This window comes from Micromonospora sp. AMSO12t (genome assembly GCF_008806585.1).
Taxonomy (GTDB): domain Bacteria; phylum Actinomycetota; class Actinomycetes; order Mycobacteriales; family Micromonosporaceae; genus Micromonospora; species Micromonospora reichwaldensis.
The window spans coordinates 36,765-60,033 of record NZ_WAAS01000005.1 but is presented as its reverse complement, the minus strand read 5'-3'; the positions used below and the strand labels follow the sequence as shown (position 1 = coordinate 60,033).

Below are 23,269 nucleotides of genomic sequence, written 5' to 3'. Positions count from 1 at the left end.
GAGCCTCGCCCTCATCGATCTACGGCCCCCGTGTACTAGCCTGACCAGCAACATCAGGTTGAAAAAGGGCTCAGTGATGCTCAGGGGTACATGAGCGGACGCTGTCGTTGGTAGCGTTCGCGGACATGGAGTCGCGGTTGATTCACACAGGCGCCGCGGCGTTGCACGTGGGCGTGACGGGCCACGGCCCTGACGTCGTCGTCCTGAGCGGTGGTCCCGGTTGTGTGCAGTATTTGGAGCGAGACGAAATCGCGCCACGTAGCCACCGTGCCTGGTACCCCGAACCGCGTGGCGTTGGTCGCTCGGGCGGCGGCCCGCACACCATGGAACAGGCAATCACCGATCTTGAAGGCATCCGTGAAGCGGTCGGTGTAACCACCTGGACCGTGGTGGGACATTCCTGGGGTTGTGATCTCGCCGTACGCTATGCGGTTGAATGTCCGGAGGCGGTGGCCGCGGTGGTCGGAATCGCTGGTAGGGGCTTCCAGCGTGACCGCACGTGGTCCGAGGCGTACAAAGCCGGTAAGGCCACAGAGGCCGTTGTCGACATCGACTGGGTGCCCGAGGTACATACGGCTCTCAGCGATTCGTTCACCAACTGGATCCATCGACCCCATCTATGGAGCGGACTCGCCGCCTGCGACGTACCGATGCATCTCATCGCCGCCGGCGACGACATCCGCCCGCCATGGCCCCTGGCGCAGATCGCCGCGCTCGTTCCACGTGGGAGGTTCTCCACCGTGCCTGGCGTACCGCATGACTTCTGGTTCACCCACCCCGAGGTGTGGACCCAGACCATCACGAACGCTTGCGCCGCTTCGTGACGTCCACCCTTCTGCACGCTCACATCGGCATGGTCAAGTGGGCGCAGTGCGGCTGATCCTGATGCCTGGCGTGCCCCACCACCCGCGCGTGCGGTCTGACCGGCGCGCTCAGATGCTGTGTGCTGCGGCGTAGAGCACGTACCACAGCGCCGCGCTCAGGGCACCGCTGGGAACGGCTGCGGTAAGCAGAACATGCCAGGTGCGCCAGAGGCGGTGCGCCGTGGCCAGCCCGGCCAGGACGACGATCGGAAGCACGATCTTGATGAGTTCCCCGATCACCACGCCTCGGAAGAACTCTGCTTGGTACGGATCGGACACGGTCAACAGTTGCCAGGGCGGTGCCAACATCACGGCCTGCCAGCCTTCGCCGGAGAGAAGACCGCATACCGCCCCCGCGGCCAGTGCCGAGGTCGAGGCTTTGCCGACCCGCACGATATGGCCGAGCTTGCCGAGAATCGGTCCCGCGATGAGGGAGCCGGCCAGCCATAGCGCCGTCATGATGGCAACCGAGCGCAGCCCCAGCAGGTCGGCCGACGTGCCGTCCTCCAGGGTCCCCCCACTCCATCGGCGGCTCACCACCAATACAAGCAGGTAATAGAGCAGCGTGGCCAGCACCAGCAGCGCAGTTGCACCGCCAACCGCTCGTTTCGCCGTGGCAGCCGAACGGCCGGCCAGGAACGCCGCCAAGCCCCAGGCGAAGCCGCTGCTGGTCAACGCTTTCAGGATCTGACCTGCAACGCCCGCGACGGAGTCCGCCACGAACGCGAGCAGGCCGAGCGCGACGGCGGCAGTTGCGACCGCCGATGCATGGGTACGACGGGATCCCCCAACAGCAACGCCGGTTACGCCGACCTCCACCGAAGGGGCGCCGACCCTATCAAGATCCGGCATTGCCGCGGATCCTCCCGGAACCGGAGATAAAGCACCCTCATGCAGGCTACTTGTTCGTTCGATGGTGTGTGCCTCCCGCCCTCGGGCGGGAGGCGCATCTCAGGAGCTCGCCGGAGGTGATGCTGCGGGAAGGCAACCTGCGTGGGTACGGTCATCGGGTGGCGTACGACGCCTTGGCCGAGAGCATGCGGCTGATCGCCGACGGGCTGCCGGATCAACCGGTGCGGCTGAGCCGTCGCCGTCGGTTCGCGCCGGTCGCGGTCGACGTGGACGGGGACGTCGCCGCCACGCGCTTCCTGCGCCGCGGCACCGGCTGTTTCTGGGACGAGATCCACCTACTGGTCCAGAACGGCAACGGTGGCTGGCGGAGGCTGGGCGGCGGCGGGTCATCGCGCGGCTACGAGGGCCGCACCGCAGAGTCGTTCGAACGGGCCCGGGACGACCTCGCGTCGCACCAGGTGTTGGTGAACGGCGGCACCGCCGTCTGGCGCGACTCCGACCGTCTACTGCCCTGGACTGAGCGCTGGGTGCGCGCCGCGGCGGTGCTTGTCGGCGGTGGGATCGCACAGCTCGTCGTCGGTGGCCGCCGCCTGCCCATCCGATATCACGGTCACCTGGTCGTGGTCTGGGGCTCCCCCCGGCCGCCCTCGGTGACCGCGCGCGACGCCGCCGGCCGCACGGTCGTCACGGCAACTCTTCCGGATGATCGGTAGGGAAACGGGCACGGTTCCAGAATGCGCACCCTGGGCACGAGCGTGCTGCGGGAACGTCACTCGAGCTGTTTGAGCGCGTCAAGGATGAGTTGCGCGTCCGGGAAGGCCGGGTTCGGGCCGTTGAGCAGGTGTCCCCGGTGGGGTAGGCGCAGGTCGAAGAACGCGAGCGGTACGCCTGCTGGATCCGCACCGCCCGGGCCGCGTCGAGGGTGCCGATCCAGCCGGCGAGGTCCTCGTCGCTCATCCCGATGGTCCTCGCCAGTTGCGGGATCAGCCACTGGTGTCGCAGTACGACGAGTGGGCCGCGCCATCGGCCTACGACGCGGATTTCGGCCGTGGGTCAGCCCCCATGCCGGCTCAGGGGACCCCTGAGCCGGCGTGTCGTCCGGTACCTGAACCGCATCGTTGCGGCGGTCATCGGCGAGCGAGGCGATGACGTACCGGACGCGCCCGGCTGGCTCGGGACCGTTTCCGGCGCGCAGTGCCGGTCAGCCCCACCAGGTGAGCATGAGTCGCATTGGCTGCTGCCGGGACCAGGAGAAGACGTAGGGGTACCGAGTGCCGGTGAACCTGTTCGGCAGGGCCACGGCATCCCCGCAGCTGGGGTCGAGTCCGGCGGCGTCGGTGCCGGAATCGTGACCAGCGATGCCTGTCGGCTACAACGTGTGGGGCATTCTCGGCAGCGGTGGAGCCGCGGTCTCCGTCGGCTCCCGCGCCGTCACCCGGCGGCGAGTTCGGCGAACCAGCGCCGGCCCGCCGTGAACATGTCCCGAACCATCAGCCCGGACGCTCCGGCGGCGACGTGCACGGCGACGGTGTCCAGTCGCGCCCACCGGAACGTCCCGCTGCGCCGCAGTTCGCCGTCGGGTGAGCGGGACCCCACCCGGGCGTACCCGCACCAGAGGCCGGGGCCGGGAGGTTCGAGTTCGACGACGACGGTCCCTCGGGCATGGACCAACTCCCGGCACCGGGCGAGCAGCGCGACCGGATCGCCGCCGATGCCGATGTTGCCGTCCATCAGCAGGACGTGAGCCCACCGTCCCTCGGCGGGCAGGGGCGTGAAGACGTCCCGGCGGACGGCGACCGCCCCACGTGCCCGGGTGAGCCGTACCGCGCGCGCGGAGACGTCGACGCCGACCGCGGCGTGCCCGGCCCGGCTGAGCGCGAGGGTGAGCCGGCCGGGTCCGCAGCCGACGTCCAGCGCCGGACCGGCGCACCGGGCGACGACGTCCGCCAGCGCCGGCTCGGCCGGGCCCTGCCAACGGTGCACGGGCAGCGGATCGCACCGGCCGTCGCTGTGCTCGAGCCAGTGCCCGCCGGGCCGCGCCGCGAGGGCGGCGGCGAAGACGTCGCCGCCGGTTGCGGCGCCCTCGTCCCGGCGGTCGCCCGGCCCGTCGGCCGAACCGGTACCTGCTTCCAGGTCGCACGGCCCGGCCGCCTGCCCGGCAGCGCGCACCGTCACGGGTGGCCGCCGGGAACAAGGGTGCGGCGGAGTGCCGCGACCTGGCGGGAGAACCGGCTTCCCGTGGCCTCGGCGGCCACCGCCAGGGCGTCCGTCCAGACGTCGACGTCGCGCAGGACGGGCAGGGGCGCGACCCGCAGCCCTCGCCCGATGAGCGCCGCCCAGGTGTGTCGCGCGGTCTCCGGGGTGGACATCGGCACGTCGCGGAGGGCAACGGCGTGCCGGGGGTCGTGAAGCCCGAGCGCCCACCAACCGCCGTCGACGGCGCGGCCGAGAACCGCGTCGGTCGACGCGAGCCGGCGGATCGCGGCGCGCAGCCGCGCCGGGGTCAGCTGCGGGGTGTCCATGCCGACCTGCACCACCTCATGCCCTGGAAAGGACTCCGCGACGTCCGCGTACGCGTTGGCGAGCCGCTCGCCGAGCCCGCCGCCCCGCTGCGGCAGGACGGACCAGCCGACCAGGGCGGCCGAAAGCTCGTCGCCGGCCTCGGCATCCTCGATGCGTCCCGACAACGCCAGCACGGCCGTCACGCCGGGCGTCGCGCGCGCGGCGTCGATGGTGTCCAGCAGGGCAGCGGCGGCGAGCCGCGCCGCCTGCCCCGGGGTGGCCGGTGGGCCGAGCCGGGTCTTCACCGCGCCCGGCACCGGTGCCTTGGCCATCACCAGCAGCACAGTCATCGCGACCGTCCCACGCCGCGCAGCACCCCGGCGAAGTCGCGGGTGGCGCGCAGGGTCCCGCGGACCGAGCCGGACACCTTGGAGCGGGTGCCGGCGGCCCGCGGGGCGTAGCTGACGTCCAGCTCGTGGATCCGCCAGCCGGCGGCGGCGGCCCGGATCAACAGTTCGAGCGGGTAGCCGAAGGCCCGGTCGGTGACGCCGAGCGCGAGCAGCGCGTCGCGGCGGGCCACCCGGATCGGGCTGAGGTCGCGCAGCGGCACGCCCCGCTGCCGCAGCAACGCCGCGATCAGGGCGGTACCGGCGCGGGCGTGCCACGGCCACACCCCGGCGGCGACCGGCCGCCGCCGCCCCACGGTCAGGTCGGCGGCGCCGTCGGCCACCAGGGCGACCAGGGCGGGCAGTTCGGTGGGGTCGAAGGAGCCGTCGGCATCCAGCACACACACCAGGTCCGCCTCGGCCGCCTCCAGCCCGGTGTGCACGGCGGCACCGTAGCCGCGGCGCGGCTCGTGCACCACCCGGGCTCCGTACCGGGCGGCCACCTCGGGCGAGCCGTCCCGGGAGCCGTTGTCCACCACGATCGCCCGGTATCCGGGCGGCAGCGCGGTGAGCACACCCGGCAGGGCCCCGGCCTCGTCCAGGCACGGCAGCACCACGTCGATCAGCGTCGGCATACCGTCGACGCTAGGACGCCGCCCGGGCCCAGGTAGGCGGATCGGGCCATACTCGTTTTTTGGCACCCAGTCGGTCGTTAACGGACAGTTACCTTCGGCTGTTCGGCTGACATCTGGCGGCCTCAGGCCGTACCGTCCGGTCGACATGGGAACGACCACCGCGCCGCCGGACACCCCCGGTCGGACGTCAACCCGCCGGCGGCACCTCGACCTGGCCGTGCTGGGCGTCGAGGTGGCCCTGGTCGCCGTCGCCACGACGGTCGGCGCGGTCCTCAATGCCCGCGGTGTGGGTCTGCACGCGGACGCCGCCCCGCTGTACGCCACCTGGCAACCGCGCGCCGGCTGGGGCACGCCCGCGGCCGTGCTGGTGGCGGCCGGCGTGATCGGTCTCGGTGTGCGCTGGGCCCGGACCGCCCGCTGGGTCCCGCTGCTCGGCGCGGCCTGGCTGGCGTCGACGGCGTGGACGCTGTCGCTGGCGCTGGTGGACGGCTGGTCGGCCGGGCTCACCGAACGGCTCACTCCGCAGGCGGAGTACCTGCACGAGGTGCCCGGGACCACCGACATCCCGGCGATGCTGGCTGGCTTCACCGGCCGGATCCTCGACTTCCAGCCCGACTCGTGGTCCACCCACACCGCGGGTCACCCGCCCGGGGCGCTGCTGGTCTTCGTCGGACTGGACCGGATCGGGCTGGGCGGCGGCACCGCCGCCGCGCTGGCGTGCGTACTGGTCGGCGCGACCGTCACCGTCTCGGTGCCGGTGACGCTGCGGGCGCTCGGCGCCAGCGGGGCCGCCCGCGCCGTCCTGCCGTTCCTGGTGCTGCTGCCGGGCGCGGTCTGGGTGGGCGCCTCCGCAGACGGCATCTTCGCCGGCGTGGTCGCCGCCGGTCTGGCCCTGCTGGCGGTACGCGGTCGGGTGGCACCCGCCGTCGGCGGGCTGCTGCTGGGCTTCGCGCTGCACCTGTCGTACGGCTTCGTCCTGGTCGGCCTGCTGGCGTTGGCCGTGCTGGTCCTGCGGCCGGCGGACCGGATCGCCACGCTCTGCGCCGGCCTCGCGGGCGTCGCGGCGGTGGTGGCCGCGTTCGGGCTCGCCGGCTTCTGGTGGTGGGACGGCTATCAGCGGGTGGTGGAACGTTACTACCAGGGCTGGGCGGCCGACCGCCCGTACGGCTACTGGGTGTGGGCGAACCTGGCGGCGCTGGTGCTCTCCGCCGGCCCGGTGCTCGGGCCTGCGCTGTGCCGCGCGGTGGCGGCCGCTGTCGCGGCGGCACGGTCCGTGCCGACCGTTCCGCGCGGGCCGGCCCGCCGCCGGTTCGCCGTGCCGGCCGTGGCCGGGCGGGTCGGCGGGCCCACGGTGCTGCTGCCGGTGGCCGCGGCAGTGGTGGTGCTCGCGGCAGACGTGTCCGGGCTGAGCAAGGCGGAAGTGGAACGGATCTGGCTGCCGTTCGTCGGCTGGCTGCTGATCGCCGCCGCCCACCTGCCCCCGGCCACGCGCCGTTGGTGGCTGGCCGGGCAGGCCGCGACCGCGCTCGCGGTCAGCCACCTCGTTTGGACGGTCTCCTGAAGCGCACTGGCGATCGCTCAGGCCGGCAGCGCCGCCGGCTCACGCAGCGGATCGGTCGCGAAGGCCGCGACCCCCTGGGCGAACGTGACCCGCGCGGTGTAGCCGAGCAACTCGGCCGCCCGGGCGGGGTCGGCGACCACGTGCCGCACGTCGGCCGACCGGGCGCCGCCGACGACCAGCGGCGCCGGCCCGCCCATCGCCGTGGCGAGGGTGGCAGCAAGCTCGCCGACGGTACGCGGCTCACCGGAACAGATGTTGACCGGCACCAGGTCCCCCGGCGGGGGTGTGCCCAGCGCGAGCAGGTTGGCCCGCGCCACGTCGGTGACGTGCACGAAGTCCCGGCGCTGCCGGCCGTCCTCCAGCACCCTGGGCGGCCGGCCGTCGACCAACGCGGACCGGAAGATCGAGGCCACCCCGGCGTACGGGGTGTCGCGGGGCATCCGGGGACCGTAGACGTTGTGGTAGCGCAACGCCCACACACCACCACCGGTCTGCCGCGCCCAGGCACCGGCCAGGTGCTCCTGGGCCAGTTTGCTGGCGGCGTACGTGCTGCGTGGTTCCAGCGGGGCGTCCTCCGGGACCAGCATCGGGGTGAGGACGGCGGCGCAGCGCGGACACGTCGGGTCGTACCGGCCGGCTGCCAGGTCGGCGGGGCGGCGGGCGGCGGGACGGACGACCCCGTGCCGGGCGCACTCGTAGCGCCCCTCTCCGTAGACGACCATCGAGCTGGCCAGCACCAGGTGGGTCACGCCGGCCCGGTGCATGGCGGCGAGCAGCACCGCCGTGCCGTAGTCGTTGTGACTGGCGTACGCCGGAGCGTCCGACGGGTCCAGCCCGTGGCCGACCATCGCCGCCTGGTGGCAGACCGCGTCGACCCCGCGAAGGAGCCGGTCGAGCAGCTCGGGGTCGCGGACGTCACCGACAACGGGATGGTGCCGCCGGGACCATTCGGGCAGCTCTCCCCCGTGTGCCTGGGGCAACAGCGCGTCCAGCGCCACCACCTCGTGCCCCTCGGCGGCGAGCAGGTCGACGACCTGCGACCCGATGAAGCCGGCGGCGCCGGTGACCAGTACCCGCATGCCGGTCAGCGTAGGTCGGCGGACGGCGGTGGCGGGCCAGGTCACGGCGGACGTAAGAAGCTTGAAACATCACCCCACCCGGAGTCCCTCCGGGGTTCATGAACTGCCGGAATCCCACAACCGCACCCCTGCGTCCCGCACCGCCTCTACCCTGCGGTCAGTGGGCCCGCGCGGGTGTCACCGGCGCCGCGGCCCGCCATGCCTGGCGCGGGCGGCTCCGCCGACCTGACGTGTTCCCGCGGCTTCCAGAGGGGACCGCGGCCGGGAGGAGATCCCGTCGACAGCCGTTGAGGAGGATCGGTGGGCACCGACAGCACCGCCCCCGACAGGAACCCTTCCGGCCGGCCGACGCGGGCCGGGACCGCACCGCGTCCGGCGCCCGGCTTCCCTCGGCGGTGGTGGCGCTTCCTGGCAGCGCATCCCCCGCCCGGCGTCGCAAGGATCGCCGGCCGGTGGCGCAGTCCGCTGCGCGGCCCCTGGCTCACCGCCGTCTTCGGGATGGTCCTGCTCGCCACGCTGCCGCTGGTGATCATCACCGGGTTGCTCGACTACCTCGCCTACGGCCCACAGTTCGGCCAGGCGTTGCCTCGCGACGTCGGGTGGCTGCGGCTGCCGCAGTTCGACTGGCCGACCCGCCCGCCCTGGTTGTTCCGCCTCACCCAGGGGCTGCACGTGACGCTCGGGATCGTCCTGATCCCGGTGGTGCTGGCGAAACTCTGGTCGGTGATCCCGAAGCTGTTCGACTGGCCGCCGGCCCGCTCGGTGGCGCAGGTGTTGGAGCGGCTGTCCCTGCTCCTGCTGGTCGGCGGCATCCTGTTCCAGATCGCCACGGGGCTGCTGGACATCCAGTACGCGTACCTGTTCGGGTTCGACTTCTACACCGCCCACTACTTCGGCGCCTGGGTGTTCACCGCCGCCCTGGTCGCGCACGTGGCGCTCAAGCTGCCCCGGATGCTCTCCGCGCTGCGGTCGGGCCCCCCGCGCGCCGTGCTGACCGCCCCGCGCGCCGCCACCCGACCCGAGCCGCCGGACCCGGACGGCCTGGTGGCCAGCCACCCCGGGCCGGCTACCGTCAGCCGACGCGGGGCTCTCGCCCTGGTCGGCGGCCTGTCCCTGCTGCTGGGGGCGCTCACCGTCGGGCAGAGCCTCGACGGGGTGTGGCGGCGTACCGCCCTGCTGCTGCCCCGGGGCCGGCAGCCGGGCGAGGGACCGAACGGTTTCCCGGTCAACCGCACCGCCGCCGCGGCCGGCGTCGGGGCCGCCGACACCGGGCCGGGCTGGCGGGTGACGCTACGCGCCGGCGAGCGGGTGGTCGCCCTCGACCGCGCCGCGTTGCTCGCCATGGCCCAGCACACCGCCCGGCTGCCGATCGCCTGCGTCGAGGGGTGGTCGACGTTGCAGACCTGGACCGGCGTACGGCTGAGCGACCTCGCCGCCCTCGTCGGGGCGGGCACACCCGACTCCGCCCACGTCCGCTCCCTGGAGAATGCGGGACTCTTCAACCAGGCGACCCTGCAGGCCAACCAGGTGCTCGACCCCGACTCCCTGCTCGCCCTGGGCGTCAACGGCGCCGACCTCTCCCTCGACCACGGCTACCCGGCCCGGATCATCGTGCCCGCCCTGCCCGGTGTGCACTGCACGAAGTGGGTCGGCGAGATCGAGTTCCGGACGCGTACCGATGGCTGAGGTGCGGGCCCGGTTCCGGGCCGCGTACGGCGCCGGTGCGCGGCACCTGCTCCTGCTCGCCGGTTGCTTCGCCGTCACCGGATGGGTGGTCCTCCGGGTCGCCGGCGAGCCGGGGTCCGGTCCTCTGCTCCTCTGGTTCGTAAGCGCGGTGATCGCCCACGACCTGGTCCTGTTCCCGGTCTACGCGCTGGCCGACCGAGGCCTGCGGCGGGCCCTGCGGAGCCGGTCGGCGATGCCGGCGTCCGGGCCGTCGCTGCTGAACCACCTCCGCGTGCCGGCCCTGGCCGCCGGGCTGTTGTTCCTCGTCTACCTCCCCGGCATCCTCAGGCAGGGCCGGGAGACCTATGCCGCCGCGACCGGTCAGGACCAGCAGCCCTTCCTGGCCCGCTGGCTGCTGCTCAGCGCCACCCTGTTCCTGGCCAGCGGCATCCTCTACGCGCTCCGGCGGGCGGCGCGGTCGCGTGCCGCGCCGGGAAGCGGGGAGCGGCCACTGCCCGTCGCCGATTGATCGGCTTGGCCTGTGGCTCGACGGAATCACGCTGCCCGCCATGCGGCACCTGGTACGCAAGATGGCGAGGCCATCTGCTTACACCCACCTGACACACAGTGCCCGTGCCACCGAAGAGTTGCCTCTGCAACTCGGCGACGCCGGCATGTTCCACGCCCACGCTGGAGCTGAGCGAGACACCGCCACCACCAGCGAGGTTGACGCGGAAGTGGAAGACGACCCGTGGACGGGCTCAGTCACATAACAGTTCTGTCACGCCATGCTGGGCCGTGCCGATAAATGCAGAATTCGGGGCAGCTCGACAGTGGACGCACCGCGATACCGGCCCGCGCGGGATCGCTCCCTCCCTTGGCGTCAAGCATGTGACCAGCGTCGTGACCACAATCCGTCAAGTGCCCAGGCTGCCGCTCAATGCCTACAGAACACCTGGCCTATTGACATTAATCAACATCACGAAAGACGCGTTGATGCCCTGTAATCACAATCGCAGAGGGCATGAGGAAGGGCCGGCTACCCCCATCCGTGTTCAAAGCGCACGTCCCCTGACGCAGCCCTGCCGGCTCCGTCTGGCGATCGTGGACGGTCCCCACACGCACGGGCCCCTTTCCAGCTCCCACCGGTGTCGAAGCACGCCCCGTGGCCGGTGCCCCACCGCGTCGTTACACCATCAGGCGGCCAGACAGCAGGACGGCGCCCGGACGGCACGCCCATCCGATGGCCTCGGCCGAGTTGTCGGCGGCACCGTCCGCCTCGACGGCCATGTCGACGGCGACTGTGGCGCTGCGTACGCGCGACTCGGGGCCGGCGGGGAGTGGGACCAGCGAGTGGGACATACGCACTACGGTGGGCGACACCTTCCAATGCAGCGTGAATTTCTTGTGTCCGTACTGTTCGTCAATCAGGCTCGCGGCACAGCGCAGGGCGTCCTCGGTGGGCGGGCCTTCCTCACCGTCCGGCGAGAGAAACCGCACCGCGAAGTGCCGGTCGCCTTTGTGCGACAGCACGACAACCCCCGCGAGCCAGAGTCGCCCGGCTCCCCGGAGCGCCTCCCGGGCTACCCGATTCCAGTCCACCGTGCTCGGGTTTTCGGCGGCGTTGGCGACCAGGAAGCAGGAGATGGTACCCGAAACGAGGCTTATGACCAACGCCTGGGTTGTGGAACGCCCGTCGGTCTTTCCGATTTGCCCGGTCGGTTCTCTGTCCGAGTTGACAGCGTCGTCGACCGCCACAAGATGAGGTGCGATCATCGTCACGCCTGCCGGATCGCGGTTTCCAGAATGGACAACCCCTGTTCGAGGTGCTCCTCCTCGATGGTCAACGGGGGCATGAGTTTGATGACCTCGTCGCCACGCCCGCAAAGCTCGACGATCAAGCCTTCGGTGAAACACCGCTGTTGAATTTTCTCCGCACGGTCGGCCCCACCGGAACGATTTACGTCGATGCCGAGGATCATCCCCCTCCCCCGCGTGACGATGTACGGGTCGATGCCACGCAGCCTTTCGGCGAAGGCGGATATTCGCGCTGACAGGCCCCCCAGGCGCTGCAGGAAGGACGAGTCCTGCCAGACCGCGAGGGCTGCGGCACCGGCGACGAAAGCCAGTTGGTTGCCACGAAAGGTCCCAGTATGTTCGCCTGACTTCCAGACGTCGAGATCCGGCTTGATGAGGTTCAACGACATGGGTAAGCCGGCGCCCCCGATGGATTTCGACAGCGTCACCATGTCCGGCTCGACGCCGGCGTGTTCGAATCCGAAGAACGTCCCCGTACGGCCGCAGCCAGTCTGGATCTCGTCGCACACCAGCAGGACACCACGCTCCTGAGTGAAGCGACGAAGGGCACGCAACCAGTCAGCCGTCGCCGGATACACGCCAGACTCGATCTGCGTGGACTCCACGATGACCGCAGCAGGCAGATCCGCTCCAGACGACGGGTCGTCGAGCAGGCGTTCGAGATAGGCGATCGAGTCGAATCGACCTCCGGGCCCGTCTTCGTACGGCACGAAGATCACGTCCTGGAGGCGAACAGACGCGGCAGCCCGGGCCCGGCGGTTGCCCGTGACTGCGAGCGATCCGCAGGACATTCCGTGGAACCCACCGGTGAACGACACAACGAGCTGCCTGCCGGTCGCCTTCCGGGCGAGCTTCAGGGCCGCCTCCACCGCATCCGTGCCCGTCGGGCCGCAGAACTGGAGCCGGTACGTCAGGCTTCGGGGCCGCAGGATGGTCCGGTTGAAGGTCTCGATGAAGGTGCGCTTGGCGCTCGTGTACATGTCCAGCCCGTGCAAGATTCCGTCGTCGCGCAGATAGGACTGCATCGCGTCCAGGACCCAGTCCGGGTTGTGACCGTAGTTCAGGGCGCCGGCCCCGCAGAAGAAGTCCAGGTATTGCCGGCCGTCCTCGCTGGTCAGCCACGCTCCCTTGCCCCGGGTGAACACGGCTGGGAATTTCCGGCAGTACAGCCGCACCTCCGACTCGTGCTCATCGAATGCCAATACGTCGTTCGGGAAAACCGTCACTCTGCGCCTCCAGTCGCGATGCCAACATGTCGGTACCGGCACGACCAGGGCGCCAGCACGGACGGTGCACGTCAGGCCAGGACTCTCATTCGGTCATTCAGCGGTTTCGCCAAGGACGTCGCCAGACGAAAAAAGCCACTCCATGACGGCCATCGCGCTGGAGAGCTTCATCCGTGCCTGTGTCCATGCGATCGATCTCGGTCCGTCGAGCACCGACGACTCCACCTCCTCGCCCCGATGGGCAGGAAGGTCGTGCATGAAGACGCTGGATGGCCAGCGTCGCAGCAGTGCCGCGTCGACGTGGAACGGGCGGAATGCCTCCCGCCAGTGCGGATCCTGTTTGGCGGTGCCCGTGGTTTGCCACCGAGTGGTGTATACGACGTCGAAGTCACCCGTGACGTCGGCCAGGTCGTGAACCTCCTCGACACGCGCTCCGGTCGTCCATCCGCGCCGGCGGGCGGCTTCCAGATATCCGGGCGGCAGGCCGTACCCGGCGGGCGTGGCGAACGTGGTCCTGCTACCGGGTAGCCTGGCCAGGGCAAGGGCCAGGGCGGTTGCGGTGTTGTTGCCCTCTCCCACGTACAGCAGCCGCAGCCCGTCGAGCCTCCTGCCGGGGCCAGCGAGGAGCGCGAGCGTGGCGACGTCGCAGATGGCCTGGGTCGGATGTTCCTCCACAGCCATGGCGTTGACGACGCCGAGGGTTCCTACGCGGGACAGCTCGCGGAGCTGCGCCATGGGCCCGGCGGTGCGCGCCACCAGGCCGTCGAGCATGCCGCCCAGGACGCGACCGGTGTCGGCAACTGACTCCCCGGTCGCGAGTTGCAGGTCGTTCGGGCCGTAGCTGATGACATGCCCGCCGAGTCGCAGGACCGCGGTCGTGAAGGCCGTCCTGGTGCGCGTCGACGTCTTGGTGAAGAGAGTGCCCACGATGGCACCGCTCAACGGTGACCGGTGATCGGACGGATCGCTAAACAGCTCGTACGACCGGCGGACCAGCCTGTGGTACGTGTCGTCGCTCAGGTCGTCGAGCGAGAACAGGCCGTGTGCGCGACGGCCCTGCGGGGCCGGGACGTTCGTCAGCCTCGGGTTTGCGGCGATGTCGGTCATGTTCGCCTCATCCGTGTCGTCGAAGGTCGTGGAAGAAGCCAGGGACGGGTTCGATCTCGCCTGCAGCGGCGAGTTCGTCATAGACGAACTTGGCCACCGCGAGGTCGAGGATGCCCATGCCGAACGGCGAGACGATGGTGGTCCGGTCGGTGCTCGGGGCCAGTCTGCCGGCGGCCACGTCGTCGATCGTTCCGTGGACGAAGCTGCGGTTTCCCACCCTGGTCTCCGTCAGGTGCAAGGATGTCTGAGCGGTAAGGCAGTGGTCGACGTCGTCGACGACGTTCGTCGCGTCGAGGACGATCTCCGGGGCCAGATCCCGAAGCGAGATGTGCAGCACCAGGGGCCGGTGCGCGAACCACGAGACGTCGTGGATGTGCGGCGCGGGCGCCACCGTCGCGAACACCACGATGTCAGAGGTCTCGATGAGGGAGCGCGCGTTGTCGTGTACCACGACCGACTGCGACGGATCGGCTTCACACAAGAACGCCCCGAAGCTCTTGGCGTTCGCGGTGGACAGGTCGAACAGGTTCACCTCGGTGAACGTGAACCCTGCCGCGGCCAGGTACTGGTGGATGTAACGGGCGATCAGACCGGTGCCGACGAACCCGACGGAAGTCGCCTTGGCCCGGCGCAGGAGCGTCGCCGCCAGCGCGGCGGACGCCGCCGTGCGCGTCGCACTGATGATCGAGCTCTCCAGACATGCGAAGGGGTAACCGGTCCGTTGATCGTTGAGGATCAGTACCGCCGACGCACGCGGAATGCCGTGCTCGATGTTCGCGGGGACACTGGCGATCCACTTGATGCCGTCCACGCCTACCGGGCCGCCGATGGACGCGGGCAGCGCGATGATTCGCGCGCCGGGACGGTCCGCGAACGTGAGGAAGGACGACCGTGGATTGACTGTCCGACCTGCGGAGTGTGCCGAATAGGCGTTCCCGACGAGCTGCATCACCTGCCGTTCCCGATTTTTCAATACGTCCGCCACTTGAGCGCCAGAAATGACGCTGAAGCCGGGAATGGGACCTGGTTCCGCCATTGCGGACCCCCTTCGTGAGCCAGGTTCGCGAATCCCGCGTCGCGCGCGGGAGGTGGTGGCCGTGCCGGTCAGACTGCTGCGTAGTGCACCGGCTTCGCTGCCGCCAGCCGGACGGTTAGGGGCGGGTCGGTCTAGCCCCAGCGCGGCCCCTGCCCACCCAGCAGCGAGGTCTCGGCATCCGGGGGCGGTGGCGCGAGCGGGAGGTCAGCCAGTCGACTGCCGTAGGAGCTGCGCAGCCAGTCGGGGTCATAGACCGTGTCGGCGTAGTTGCCGCCCAGGTCCGGGGCGATGGCGACCGCGGCGGTCGGTGCCGGACCACGGTGCTGCCGCAGCCAGGCGACCGCTCCGTGCACCACGGTTCCCGTGGAACCGCCGAAGAGGAAACCGCTGCGGCCCAACCGGTGGCAGGTGGCGATGGCCTCAGGCTCGCTGACGTGGACGATGTCGTTGACGTACGACTCGTCGAGAATGCTGGGCCGGACGCTCGTGCCCAGGCCCGGTAGCAGACGTTCGCCCGGCGGCCCACCGAAGGAGACCGACCCCGCCGCGTCGACTGCCACCACCGTGACCTCGGGCCGGAATTTCTTGAAGTATCGGGCGCAACCCATCAACGTACCGGTGGTGCCGGCACCGACGAACAGCACGTCGAGGTCCGGAAAGGCACGCGCGATATCCGGTCCGGTCTTGCGGTAGTGGGCGTTCCAGTTGGCCGAGTTCGCGTACTGGTTGAGCCAGACGAAGTTGTCGTTACTTTCGCACAGGCGGCGCACCAGTGCCAGACGCGTGCTGAGGAACCCCTGCTGCTCGTCGCGGTCCGTGACCACGTGCACCACGGCACCGAGAGCGGCCATGAGGCGGCGGGCGGCGAGCGTGCAGCGGACATCTGTCACACAGACAAAGCGGTAACCTTTTCGCGCGGCCACCATGCTCAGCGCCACACCCATGTTTCCCGACGACGACTCGATCAGAGTGTCCTCGGGAGAAAGTCCACCCTCGCGTTCCATCGACTCGACCATCTCGATAGCGGCCTTCAGCTTGACAGATCCCGCGAAGTTGAAGCCCTCGCATTTGAGGTACAGATTCCAGCCGAACAACTCCCGCAGGTCGACGTACAGCTCATCGATGTTGAAGTCGAGTGGATCGGTGACTATGGTCGCCATCTTCGCTCCCGGTCAGATCTTCTGGACTTGCTCGTTGCCCACCCCGGTCGCGGATGATTCCGCAGGGGACCCCGCACTGATGGCGGCTCGCCCGGGCTGAGTGACCATGTGGCTGTTCGCGCCCGACACGACGGCCACCGCCGTCGCGCCCGGTTCGATACCCACGCTCAGCGCGCCAGCGACGGCGAGTGCGCCGGTCACCTCGCACGGCAAACCGGCCGTGGCAAGTTGAGTCATGGCCGCGAACACCTGCGCGTCGGTGACCGTGACCATCCGGTGCACGGTGTCCCGGACGCACGCGAAGGAGAGGCGTCCCGGCGTCTGCGCCCGTACGCCGTCGCAGGCGGTGCTCACCCGGTCCAGCCGTACGGGACGCCCGACGCGTAGGGAACGCGTGTACCGGTCGGCTCCGACGGGTTCGACACCGATCACCCGCACCCCGGTGGCGCCGGCGACCAGGCAGGTCCCCGCGAGCAGGCCGCCGCCCCCGACCGGGACGAAGATGTGCGTGACCTCGGGAGCCTGCTGGAGAACTTCCATGGCCACCGTGCCCTGGCCGGCGATCACCGCGGCATCGTCGTGGGAGGAGACGAACATGGCTCCCGTTCGCGCGGCGTGCTCTCGGGCCGCCTGATCACGCTGGTCGTTGCCGTGGTCGCACAGGACGACCTCGGCGCCCTCGCGCCTGATCCGCTCACGTTTCCACATCGACGACGACCGGGTCATGAACACTGTCGCCTTGATGCCGCGGGCGGCGGCGGCGTGCGCCAGCGCGATACCGTGGTTTCCTGACGAACCGGCCACGACGTGCGCGACGCCGGATGCCGCCGCAGCGGCAACCGCGGCGACCGCGCCACGGAGCTTGAAGGAGCCGGTGACCTGCTGCGATTCGCACTTGAGCAGTAGGCCCGTGCCGGCCAGTGCCGTCAGCGGCGTTGCCCTCGCGATGCCGTTGACAACGTCTGCGGCAGCGAGGACGTCGTCCGCGTTGGGGACCTCCCGCATCGCTCAGCCCGTCTCGACGCCCGCGCCGGACCGCTGGCCGGCCGGACCGAACAGGGCGCGCATGCGGGCGGCGTGCGCGTCGGCCAGCACCTCTGCCACCCCGGCGACGGTCGGTGAGTTCAGAAAGTCCAGCACAGTCAGTTCGAGCTTGAACGCGCGCTTGAGCCGCGACACCACGCGGGTGGCGAGCAGGGAGTGACCGCCGAGAGCGAAGAACTCGTCGTGCACCCCCACCCGCTCAAGCCCGAGCAGCTCGCACCAGATCGCGGCGACCTTCCGCTCCACGCCGTTGCGCGGCGGCACGTGGTGTTCGGCGTCCGGCCGCTCCGGCACCCCGTCCGGCAGCGCCCGATAGTCGATCTTCCCGCTGACGGTCGTGGGGAGGGGGTCGAGTACCGCGAATGCTGCGGGGATCATGTGGTCGGGCAGGTGCACGGCAAGGTGGGTCCGCAGGGCGGTGCTGGTGGGGGGCGCCCCGCCGGTCGCGGGCTCGACGTACGCGACGAGTACCGCATCGACGTCGCCGCACAGCCGTACGCCCGCGCGGGCGACGCTCGGGTGGCTGGCCAGGACCGCCTCGATCTCGCCCGGCTCGACGCGGTTTCCGCGTATCTTGAGCTGCCGGTCGATCCGCCCGAGGAACTCCAGTTCACCATCGCCGAGAAGACGGACCTGGTCTCCTGTCCGGTACATCCGGTCACCCGGCGCCCCGTACGGGTTCGGTATGAACCGGCCGGCCGTCTCGCCCGGGCGTCCCAGGTATCCCCGGGCCAGGCCGGCTCCGGCGATGTACAGCTCCCCGGGAACGCTGAGTGGTACCGGGTGCAGGCGACCGTCCAGGACGAGGACGTGGGCGTTCGGAATTGGCCTTCCCACCACGTCGCTCGGGCCGTCGCAGCGGCGAACGGTGGTGGTCATCGTGCACTCGGTGGGGCCGTACTGGTTGAGCACCGCCAGGGCCCCGTCCTGCGGCCACGCCCCCGCCAGACGCATGCTCTCGCCGCTGCTCACCACCAGCCGCAGGCTCCGCGGCCGCCGATTGCCGAGCAGTTCGAACTCCCGCAGCATCGAGGGCACGGTGCTCAGCAGCGCCGTGACGCCATGCTTGTCGATGGCTTCCCGGACGGTCTCGGGCGTCTTCGGCACGTCGAACGGCAGCAGGACCACGCGCGCGCCGGCGGCCAGCGGAGCGAGAATGTCCCGCAGGGAGGCGTCGTACGCCAGCGAGGGCAGTTGCAGGACGACATCCCGCTGCGTCAGGTCGTACGCGCCCCGCGTGTAGTGCAGGTAGTTGGCCAGGCCCCCGTGCGTGCCCATGACACCCTTGGGCCGGCCGGTGCTGCCGGAGGTGAAGACCAGGTACGCGACGTTGCCGGGCGTCGGTCCGGCGGAGTACGGCGGCGGTGCCGGGGGCAGGTGGTCGAGTCTCACCAGCGGCGCCAGAGGTGGGGCGCTCTCGTCGCCGACCAGTACGCTGAGCTGCGCGTCGGCCGCCATGCCGGAGATCCGCGCGGCGGGCAGGTCTTCGTCGAACGGGACGTACGTGGCGCCGGATTTCAGGATGCCCAAGAGGCCCACGACCGTATCGACGCCGCGGCGCATCCAGAGACCCACGCGGTCCTCCGGTTGTACGCCGCGTTCCCACAGGACGTGGCAGAGTTCCGTGGACCGGCGCTGCAGTTCGCCGTAGGTCAGCCGCGCGTCGCCGCATTCCACAGCTACCGCGTCAGGCAGGCGCGCCGCGACGGCCTCGACCATCTGGTGCGCACACACCGTCGGGCCGGCCGACGAGGTACCGGCATACTCGGCGATCTGCCTGGCCTCGGAGCTGGTCAACATGTCCAGGTCGGCGACAGTCACGCCGGGACTGGCGACGACCGATTCCGCCAGCCGGAGGAAGTTCTCGGCCATGCGACGCACGGTCGAGACGTCGAACAGGTCGCGGGCGTAGACGAACCGCAACCTCATCCCGGCGTCTACCTCATCGGCGTACAGCGTGAGGTCGAAGCGGGCTGCTTCCTCCGCCAGCGGGTGTTCCTCGCCCCGGACCGCGCCGAGTTTCCAGGAGGGAGCCGGCGCGTTCTGCACCACGAGCATGATCTGGAAGATCGGATGCCGGGACGGGTCCCGCGGCGGGGCGACGCGCTCGACGACCCGTTCCAAAGGCACGTCCTGGTAGGCGAAGGCGCCCAGCGCCGTCTCCCGTACCTGGGCGAGCAGGTCGGGGAAGGTGTCCCCGGCATGTACCTGGGAGCGCAGGGCGATCGTGTTGGTGAAGAACCCGATCAGGGCCTCGAACTCGGGACGGGGACGGTTGGCGACCGCGGTCCCCGTCACCACGTCCGACTGGCCGCTGTAGCGGGCCAGGAAGAGATGAAAGACAGCCATGACGACCATGAACATGGTGGCGTCGTGGTCGAGGCCGAGGCGACGCAGCCCGGCCACCAAGGCGGCGGGCATGCACACCTGGACCTCGCCCCCCTCGGAAGAGCGCAGGGGCGGCCGCGGGCGGTCAGTGGGCAGCGCGGACGGCGGCGCGCCGGCCAGATGATCCGCCCAGAAGCGGACGCCGGTCTCCAGCCGCTCGCCCGAGAGCCGGTCCCGCTGCCACGCGGCGAAGTCGGCGTACTGCACCGGTGGTGGCGGCACCATCGACGGCTCCCCCTCGGCGGCGGCCCGATACTCGACGGCGAGTTCTCCGGCCAGCACGGCCAGGGACCAGGCGTCGGCCGCTATGTGGTGCATGGCCAGCAGTAGGAGGTGGTCGTCGTCGGCCAACCGCACCAGTTCGGTCCGGATCATCGGCGGCGCGCCGAGGTCGAACGGCGTGCCGGCCTGCCGCCGGGCGAGCGCGCGCGCCTCGGCGAGCGCTTCCCCGCCAAGGTGGCGCAGGTCCGTGCAGGCGATTTCCGGTACGGCCCCCGCGGGCGCGATGACCTGGCGCGGTTCGCCGTCGACCTCCACGATCCCCGTACGCAGCGCCTCGTGCCGGGCGAGGACCGCGCGCAGTGCGGCCCCCAGCGCGGTGGGGTCGAGTGCGCCGCGCAGCCGTAGCGCCAACGGCAGCACGTACTCCCGACTGTCGGGGTTCGCCTGGTCCAGGTACCACAGGCGTTCCTGCCCGAACGACGGGAGCATCGGCAACTCCCGGTCCACGACGGGGACTGGATCAGGCTGGGGCCGGGCGGCACCGCTCCGGCGGACCACCTCGCGGATCGTGCCACCGCGCAGCAGCACGCCCGCGGCATGGTCGACACCCAGTCGCCGGCGCAGTCGCGCGGCCACGCGCATGGCGAGGAGGGAGTCGCCACCGATCTCGTAGAAGCCGTCCTCCGGGCCCACGGACGGCACGCCCAGGAGTTCGCCGACCACCTCGGCGACCTCCCGTTCGAGGGCGCTGTCGAAGGTCACCGCCGAGCCGCTGGAAAGGTCCGGCGCGGGCAGAGCGGCGCGGTCCACCTTCTGGTTCGAGGTCAGCGGCAGCGCGTCCATCATCATGACGAGTGGCACCATGTAGCTCGGTAGCTGCTTCGCCACGGCCCGCCGCAGCGAGGCAGGGGTGAGGTCGGCCACCGGGTCGGCGACCACGTACGCGACGAGTTGTTTACGCCCGGGCTGCTCCTCCCTGACCACGACGACCACCTCGCGCACGCCCGGATGTCCGCCCACGACGGTCTCGATCTCGCCGAGTTCGATGCGAAAGCCGCGGAGCTTGACCTGGTTGTCTCTGCGACCCACGAAGTCGATGGACCTGTCGGGCAACCGTCGGGCGAGGTCGCCGGTGCGGTAGAGGCGCGCCCCCGGCGGGCCGAAGGGATCGGGGATGAACCGCTCGGCCGTCAGCGCGGGCTGGCGCAGGTAGCCTCGGGCGAGCCCGCCGCCGCCGACGTGGAGTTCGCCGACCTCTCCCTCGGGCACCTCCCGCAGGTCCGGCCCCAGGATGTGCACGGTCTTGTCCGCCATCGCCGAGCCGATGGGCACCGCACGGTCCGGCGACTGGTCCGAGGTGACCTGTTGGATCGTGCTGAGGACGGTCGCCTCGGTGGGCCCGTAGCCGTTGTAGACCACGGCCTGTGGAGCTACCTCCCGGGCGCGCAAGACCGCCGCCGTGGACGCCCGGTCACCGGCGGTCCAGAGCAGCCGGGTGTTCCGCAGGATCTCCGCGTGCTCGGCGACGACGACGTTGAACAGGCCGGTCGTCAACAGGACGGTGGTGACCTGATGCTCGGCGATGACCCGGCCGAGATCGGCCGGCTCGAGGATGCCCGGGGGCGCGACCACCAGCGTGGTACCGCGGGTCAGGGCGACCCACTGCTCGGCCGTGGAGGCGTCGAAGTTGCAGGGGCAGTGGACGAGTACCCGAGCACAGGCCTCCTCGGTCCACCGCGGGTCGCCGGTCAGGCCCAGCACGTTGCGGTGGCTGATCACCACGCCCTTGGGCTTGCCGGTGGACCCCGAGGTGAAGATCACGTAGCAGGCCTGGTCCGGGCCGTGGAACGGTGGGGGCTCGAACGAGGCGGAGCGCCGCTGACTGAGCACGGCGGGCACGTTGAGGGTGACGACCCCGGGCGCCCCCGACACCAGGTCGGCCGTCTGGTCGTCGACCAGCACCACCGGCGCGGCCACGTCTGCGAGAAGCAGCTCGATCCGGGCAGCGGGGTCGGCCGGCGACAGTGGCACGTAGGCCGCGCCGGCCTTCAGAATCGCGAGGGTCCCCACGACGTACTCCGCCGAACGATTCATCAGGATGCCGACGAACTGCTCCGGACCGACGCCCAGCCGCCGCAGTTCGGCGGCGATGACGTTCGCCTCGGCGTCGAGCTGCGAGTACGTCAGCTCGCGGCTGCTGTCAATGACGGCGATCGCCTCGGGTGCCCGCGCAGCGTGCGTTTCGACCGACGCCGACAGGCTGTCCGCCATCATCGTCCCATCCCTTCGTCGGGCCTCCCTTACGATTTGATGATGCTCGATTGGGCTGTCGTCTCCCTGTCCGGCCGCTTTCGCGTCGACATGATCCGTGGACGACACGAAAAGCCAGCCGCCCCCGGTGGGCGGCTGGCTTTTCGGTGAGTACCGCTAACCGTGCCCGATACGATCGCGCACGATCATGGGGCGATACCGCGACGAATGGCGGGACTGGCGGTTGCCAGCACGGCAAGAAGGACCATGGCCACGCTGATCGCGACAGCCGTCCACGTCGCGCCCGTCATCTCAATCACCCATCCCGCGACGAGCGAGCCGAGCGGAATGGCGCCGTAGCTGGCGAGCTTCGAGGCGGTGGTGACCCGTCCCTGCAACTCGTCCGGCGTTGCGGCCACCCTTGCCGCAACGACCGCGACGTTCCACACGGGGCCGACGAATGCCACGGCGGCGAACAAGAGGGCCACCAGCACCGGCTCGGTCAGGACAGCGAAGACGGGCAGCATCACCGCCCAGACCCAGTGCGTCAACAGGATCACCGCCGGCAGTGACAGCGCGCGGCGGATGCGCGGCGCGGCCGCCGCCCCCAGCACCCCCCCGACACCGGCGCCGGCCAGGATCACACCCACCATGAAGGGCGAGGCACCCTGTTGGGTGGCCCGGACGATCAGGACGAGGGTCAACGCCTGGAAGAGGAAATTGCTCCCGGCAACCAGCAGGCTGGCGTTGCGGAAGAACGGGCGCCTCCACAACCAGGTGAGGCCCCGCAGGATCTCCGAGCGGAAGGGCGGGCGCCTCGGGACCCGCTCGCGCGGTTCCTGCATCGGCTTTCTGATCAGCAGCAGCGCGACCAGGGACGCGAGGTAGGACAACGCGTCGAAGACGAAGGGAACCGCCCGTCCCACGGCGAACAGCGCTCCGCCCACCGGTTGTCCCGCCAACATGGCGGCCCGATCCCGCGCCTCCTGCTGCGCCAGCGCGTTCGGGAACTGGTCGGGATGGACGAGGTGGCGGACCGCTGCGGGCTCGGCAGCGCCAGAGAGGACCGTGAGCGCGCCTTCCACGAACGCCGCGAGGACCAGCCAGGGCAGGCTCACCCAGTCCAGGACCACCGCCGCCGCCACCGCCGCGAGCACGAGGCCGCGGGACGCGTCCGCGACCAGCAGCACCCTTCGACGGTCCGACCGGTCGGCCAGGGCGCCGAACGGCAACTGCAACAACAGGTACGGCAGGGTCGCCGCGAAGCCGACGATTCCCGCGTCGGCCGCGGAACCGGTCAGTGCCAGGACCAGCAAGGGATAGGCGATGCTGGACGCCCGGGACCCGAAGGCGGAAATCGCGGAGCCGATCCAGAAGAGCTGGAAGTCGCGGTTACGCCGGAGCGGGGGCGGTGATGGCCGATGCCCCTCGCTCCGCTCGGCCGTCAGTGATTCTTCGGTCGGCACCACTTGGTC

Annotated in this window: 18 protein-coding genes; 5 read left to right on the top strand and 13 right to left on the bottom strand. The window is 70.7% G+C overall.

What is annotated here, in order from left to right:
• Positions 1–125 precede the first annotated feature (125 nt).
• A complete protein-coding gene (locus tag F6X68_RS01580) occupies positions 126–824 on the top strand; it encodes an alpha/beta fold hydrolase (protein WP_151452540.1) in 699 nt (232 codons plus the stop codon).
• Positions 825–932: 108 nt separating this feature from the next.
• Here F6X68_RS01580 and F6X68_RS01575 read toward each other — a convergent pair whose 3' ends face one another.
• The gene (locus F6X68_RS01575) at positions 933–1,715 is read right to left on the bottom strand and encodes a hypothetical protein (RefSeq protein ID WP_151452539.1); all 783 of its coding nucleotides are present in this window, start codon (positions 1,713–1,715) and stop codon (positions 933–935) included.
• Between the two features lie 185 nt (positions 1,716–1,900).
• Here F6X68_RS01575 and F6X68_RS01570 point away from each other — a divergent pair, with 185 nt between their 5' ends.
• The gene (locus F6X68_RS01570; RefSeq protein WP_151452538.1) at positions 1,901–2,428 is read left to right on the top strand and encodes a hypothetical protein; all 528 of its coding nucleotides are present in this window, start codon (positions 1,901–1,903) and stop codon (positions 2,426–2,428) included.
• 718 nt (positions 2,429–3,146) lie between these two features.
• Here the strand turns inward: F6X68_RS01570 and F6X68_RS01560 are convergent.
• From F6X68_RS01560 to F6X68_RS01550, 3 genes are read right to left on the bottom strand one after another with little or no spacing between them, the layout of a single operon-like run.
• A complete protein-coding gene (locus F6X68_RS01560) occupies positions 3,147–3,848 on the bottom strand; it encodes a bifunctional 2-polyprenyl-6-hydroxyphenol methylase/3-demethylubiquinol 3-O-methyltransferase UbiG (protein ID WP_151452549.1) in 702 nt (233 codons plus the stop codon).
• A gap of 38 nt (positions 3,849–3,886) precedes the next feature.
• A complete protein-coding gene (locus F6X68_RS01555; protein WP_151452537.1) occupies positions 3,887–4,567 on the bottom strand; it encodes a DUF2064 domain-containing protein in 681 nt (226 codons plus the stop codon).
• Entirely contained in the window at positions 4,564–5,238 is a 675-nt protein-coding gene (locus F6X68_RS01550; protein ID WP_151452536.1) for a glycosyltransferase family 2 protein, read from the bottom strand. The genes F6X68_RS01555 and F6X68_RS01550 overlap by 4 nt, the downstream gene beginning before the upstream one ends.
• Before the next feature lie 145 nt (positions 5,239–5,383).
• On the opposite strand from F6X68_RS01550, the gene F6X68_RS01545 reads away from it, so the two are divergent.
• Positions 5,384–6,799, top strand: coding sequence for a hypothetical protein (locus tag F6X68_RS01545; RefSeq protein ID WP_151452535.1), 1,416 nt, complete (start codon positions 5,384–5,386; stop codon positions 6,797–6,799).
• Positions 6,800–6,816: 17 nt separating this feature from the next.
• Here F6X68_RS01545 and F6X68_RS01540 read toward each other — a convergent pair whose 3' ends face one another.
• On the bottom strand, positions 6,817–7,878 hold the full coding sequence (locus F6X68_RS01540; RefSeq protein WP_151452534.1) for an NAD(P)-dependent oxidoreductase: 1,062 nt from the start codon (positions 7,876–7,878) through the stop codon (positions 6,817–6,819).
• 300 nt (positions 7,879–8,178) lie between these two features.
• Between F6X68_RS01540 and F6X68_RS01535 the strand changes: the two genes are divergently transcribed.
• Positions 8,179–9,564, top strand: a complete 1,386-nt coding sequence (locus F6X68_RS01535; protein WP_192581230.1) for a molybdopterin-dependent oxidoreductase — start codon at positions 8,179–8,181, stop codon at positions 9,562–9,564.
• On the top strand, positions 9,557–10,072 hold the full coding sequence (locus tag F6X68_RS01530) for a hypothetical protein (protein WP_151452533.1): 516 nt from the start codon (positions 9,557–9,559) through the stop codon (positions 10,070–10,072). The genes F6X68_RS01535 and F6X68_RS01530 overlap by 8 nt, the downstream gene beginning before the upstream one ends.
• Positions 10,073–10,731: 659 nt before the next feature.
• On the opposite strand, the gene F6X68_RS01525 is transcribed toward F6X68_RS01530, so the two are convergent.
• From F6X68_RS01525 to F6X68_RS01490, 8 genes are all read right to left on the bottom strand, one after another.
• Positions 10,732–11,325 carry a hypothetical protein gene (locus tag F6X68_RS01525; RefSeq protein ID WP_151452532.1) on the bottom strand — a complete coding sequence of 198 codons (594 nt, stop codon included), beginning with the start codon at positions 11,323–11,325 and terminating at the stop codon, positions 10,732–10,734.
• Complete coding sequence (ectB, locus tag F6X68_RS01520; protein WP_151452531.1) at positions 11,322–12,587, bottom strand: diaminobutyrate--2-oxoglutarate transaminase; 1,266 nt, start codon at positions 12,585–12,587, stop codon at positions 11,322–11,324. Before ectB ends, F6X68_RS01525 begins: the two co-directional genes overlap by 4 nt.
• 93 nt (positions 12,588–12,680) lie before the next feature.
• Positions 12,681–13,694, bottom strand: coding sequence for an ornithine carbamoyltransferase (locus F6X68_RS01515; RefSeq protein WP_151452530.1), 1,014 nt, complete (start codon positions 13,692–13,694; stop codon positions 12,681–12,683).
• Positions 13,695–13,701: 7 nt separating this feature from the next.
• The gene (gene sbnB, locus F6X68_RS01510) at positions 13,702–14,730 is read right to left on the bottom strand and encodes a 2,3-diaminopropionate biosynthesis protein SbnB (protein WP_151452529.1); all 1,029 of its coding nucleotides are present in this window, start codon (positions 14,728–14,730) and stop codon (positions 13,702–13,704) included.
• 131 nt (positions 14,731–14,861) lie between these two features.
• Entirely contained in the window at positions 14,862–15,890 is a 1,029-nt protein-coding gene (gene sbnA, locus F6X68_RS01505) for a 2,3-diaminopropionate biosynthesis protein SbnA (RefSeq protein ID WP_151452528.1), read from the bottom strand.
• Between the two features lie 12 nt (positions 15,891–15,902).
• Positions 15,903–16,895 (bottom strand): threonine/serine dehydratase, encoded by a 993-nt coding sequence (locus F6X68_RS01500; protein WP_151452527.1) that lies wholly within the window; start codon positions 16,893–16,895, stop codon positions 15,903–15,905.
• Positions 16,896–16,898: 3 nt separating this feature from the next.
• Positions 16,899–21,818: a non-ribosomal peptide synthetase gene (locus F6X68_RS01495; protein WP_151452526.1), complete on the bottom strand. Its 4,920-nt coding sequence runs from the start codon at positions 21,816–21,818 to the stop codon at positions 16,899–16,901.
• Positions 21,819–22,000: 182 nt separating this feature from the next.
• Complete coding sequence (locus F6X68_RS01490; RefSeq protein WP_192581229.1) at positions 22,001–23,260, bottom strand: MFS transporter; 1,260 nt, start codon at positions 23,258–23,260, stop codon at positions 22,001–22,003.
• Between the last annotated feature and the right edge of the window lie 9 nt (positions 23,261–23,269).

Coding starts and splice junctions, on each gene's coding strand:
- F6X68_RS01570 (WP_151452538.1), top strand. CDS start 1,901: ATGCGGCTGATCGCCGACGGGCTGCCGGATCAACCGGTGCGGCTGAGC.
- sbnB (WP_151452529.1), bottom strand. CDS start 14,730: ATGGCGGAACCAGGTCCCATTCCCGGCTTCAGCGTCATTTCTGGCGCT.
- F6X68_RS01575 (WP_151452539.1), bottom strand. CDS start 1,715: ATGCCGGATCTTGATAGGGTCGGCGCCCCTTCGGTGGAGGTCGGCGTA.
- F6X68_RS01530 (WP_151452533.1), top strand. CDS start 9,557: ATGGCTGAGGTGCGGGCCCGGTTCCGGGCCGCGTACGGCGCCGGTGCG.
- F6X68_RS01540 (WP_151452534.1), bottom strand. CDS start 7,878: ATGCGGGTACTGGTCACCGGCGCCGCCGGCTTCATCGGGTCGCAGGTC.
- F6X68_RS01550 (WP_151452536.1), bottom strand. CDS start 5,238: ATGCCGACGCTGATCGACGTGGTGCTGCCGTGCCTGGACGAGGCCGGG.
- F6X68_RS01555 (WP_151452537.1), bottom strand. CDS start 4,567: ATGACTGTGCTGCTGGTGATGGCCAAGGCACCGGTGCCGGGCGCGGTG.
- F6X68_RS01500 (WP_151452527.1), bottom strand. CDS start 16,895: ATGCGGGAGGTCCCCAACGCGGACGACGTCCTCGCTGCCGCAGACGTT.
- F6X68_RS01495 (WP_151452526.1), bottom strand. CDS start 21,818: ATGATGGCGGACAGCCTGTCGGCGTCGGTCGAAACGCACGCTGCGCGG.
- sbnA (WP_151452528.1), bottom strand. CDS start 15,890: ATGGCGACCATAGTCACCGATCCACTCGACTTCAACATCGATGAGCTG.
- F6X68_RS01545 (WP_151452535.1), top strand. CDS start 5,384: ATGGGAACGACCACCGCGCCGCCGGACACCCCCGGTCGGACGTCAACC.
- F6X68_RS01580 (WP_151452540.1), top strand. CDS start 126: ATGGAGTCGCGGTTGATTCACACAGGCGCCGCGGCGTTGCACGTGGGC.
- F6X68_RS01515 (WP_151452530.1), bottom strand. CDS start 13,694: ATGACCGACATCGCCGCAAACCCGAGGCTGACGAACGTCCCGGCCCCG.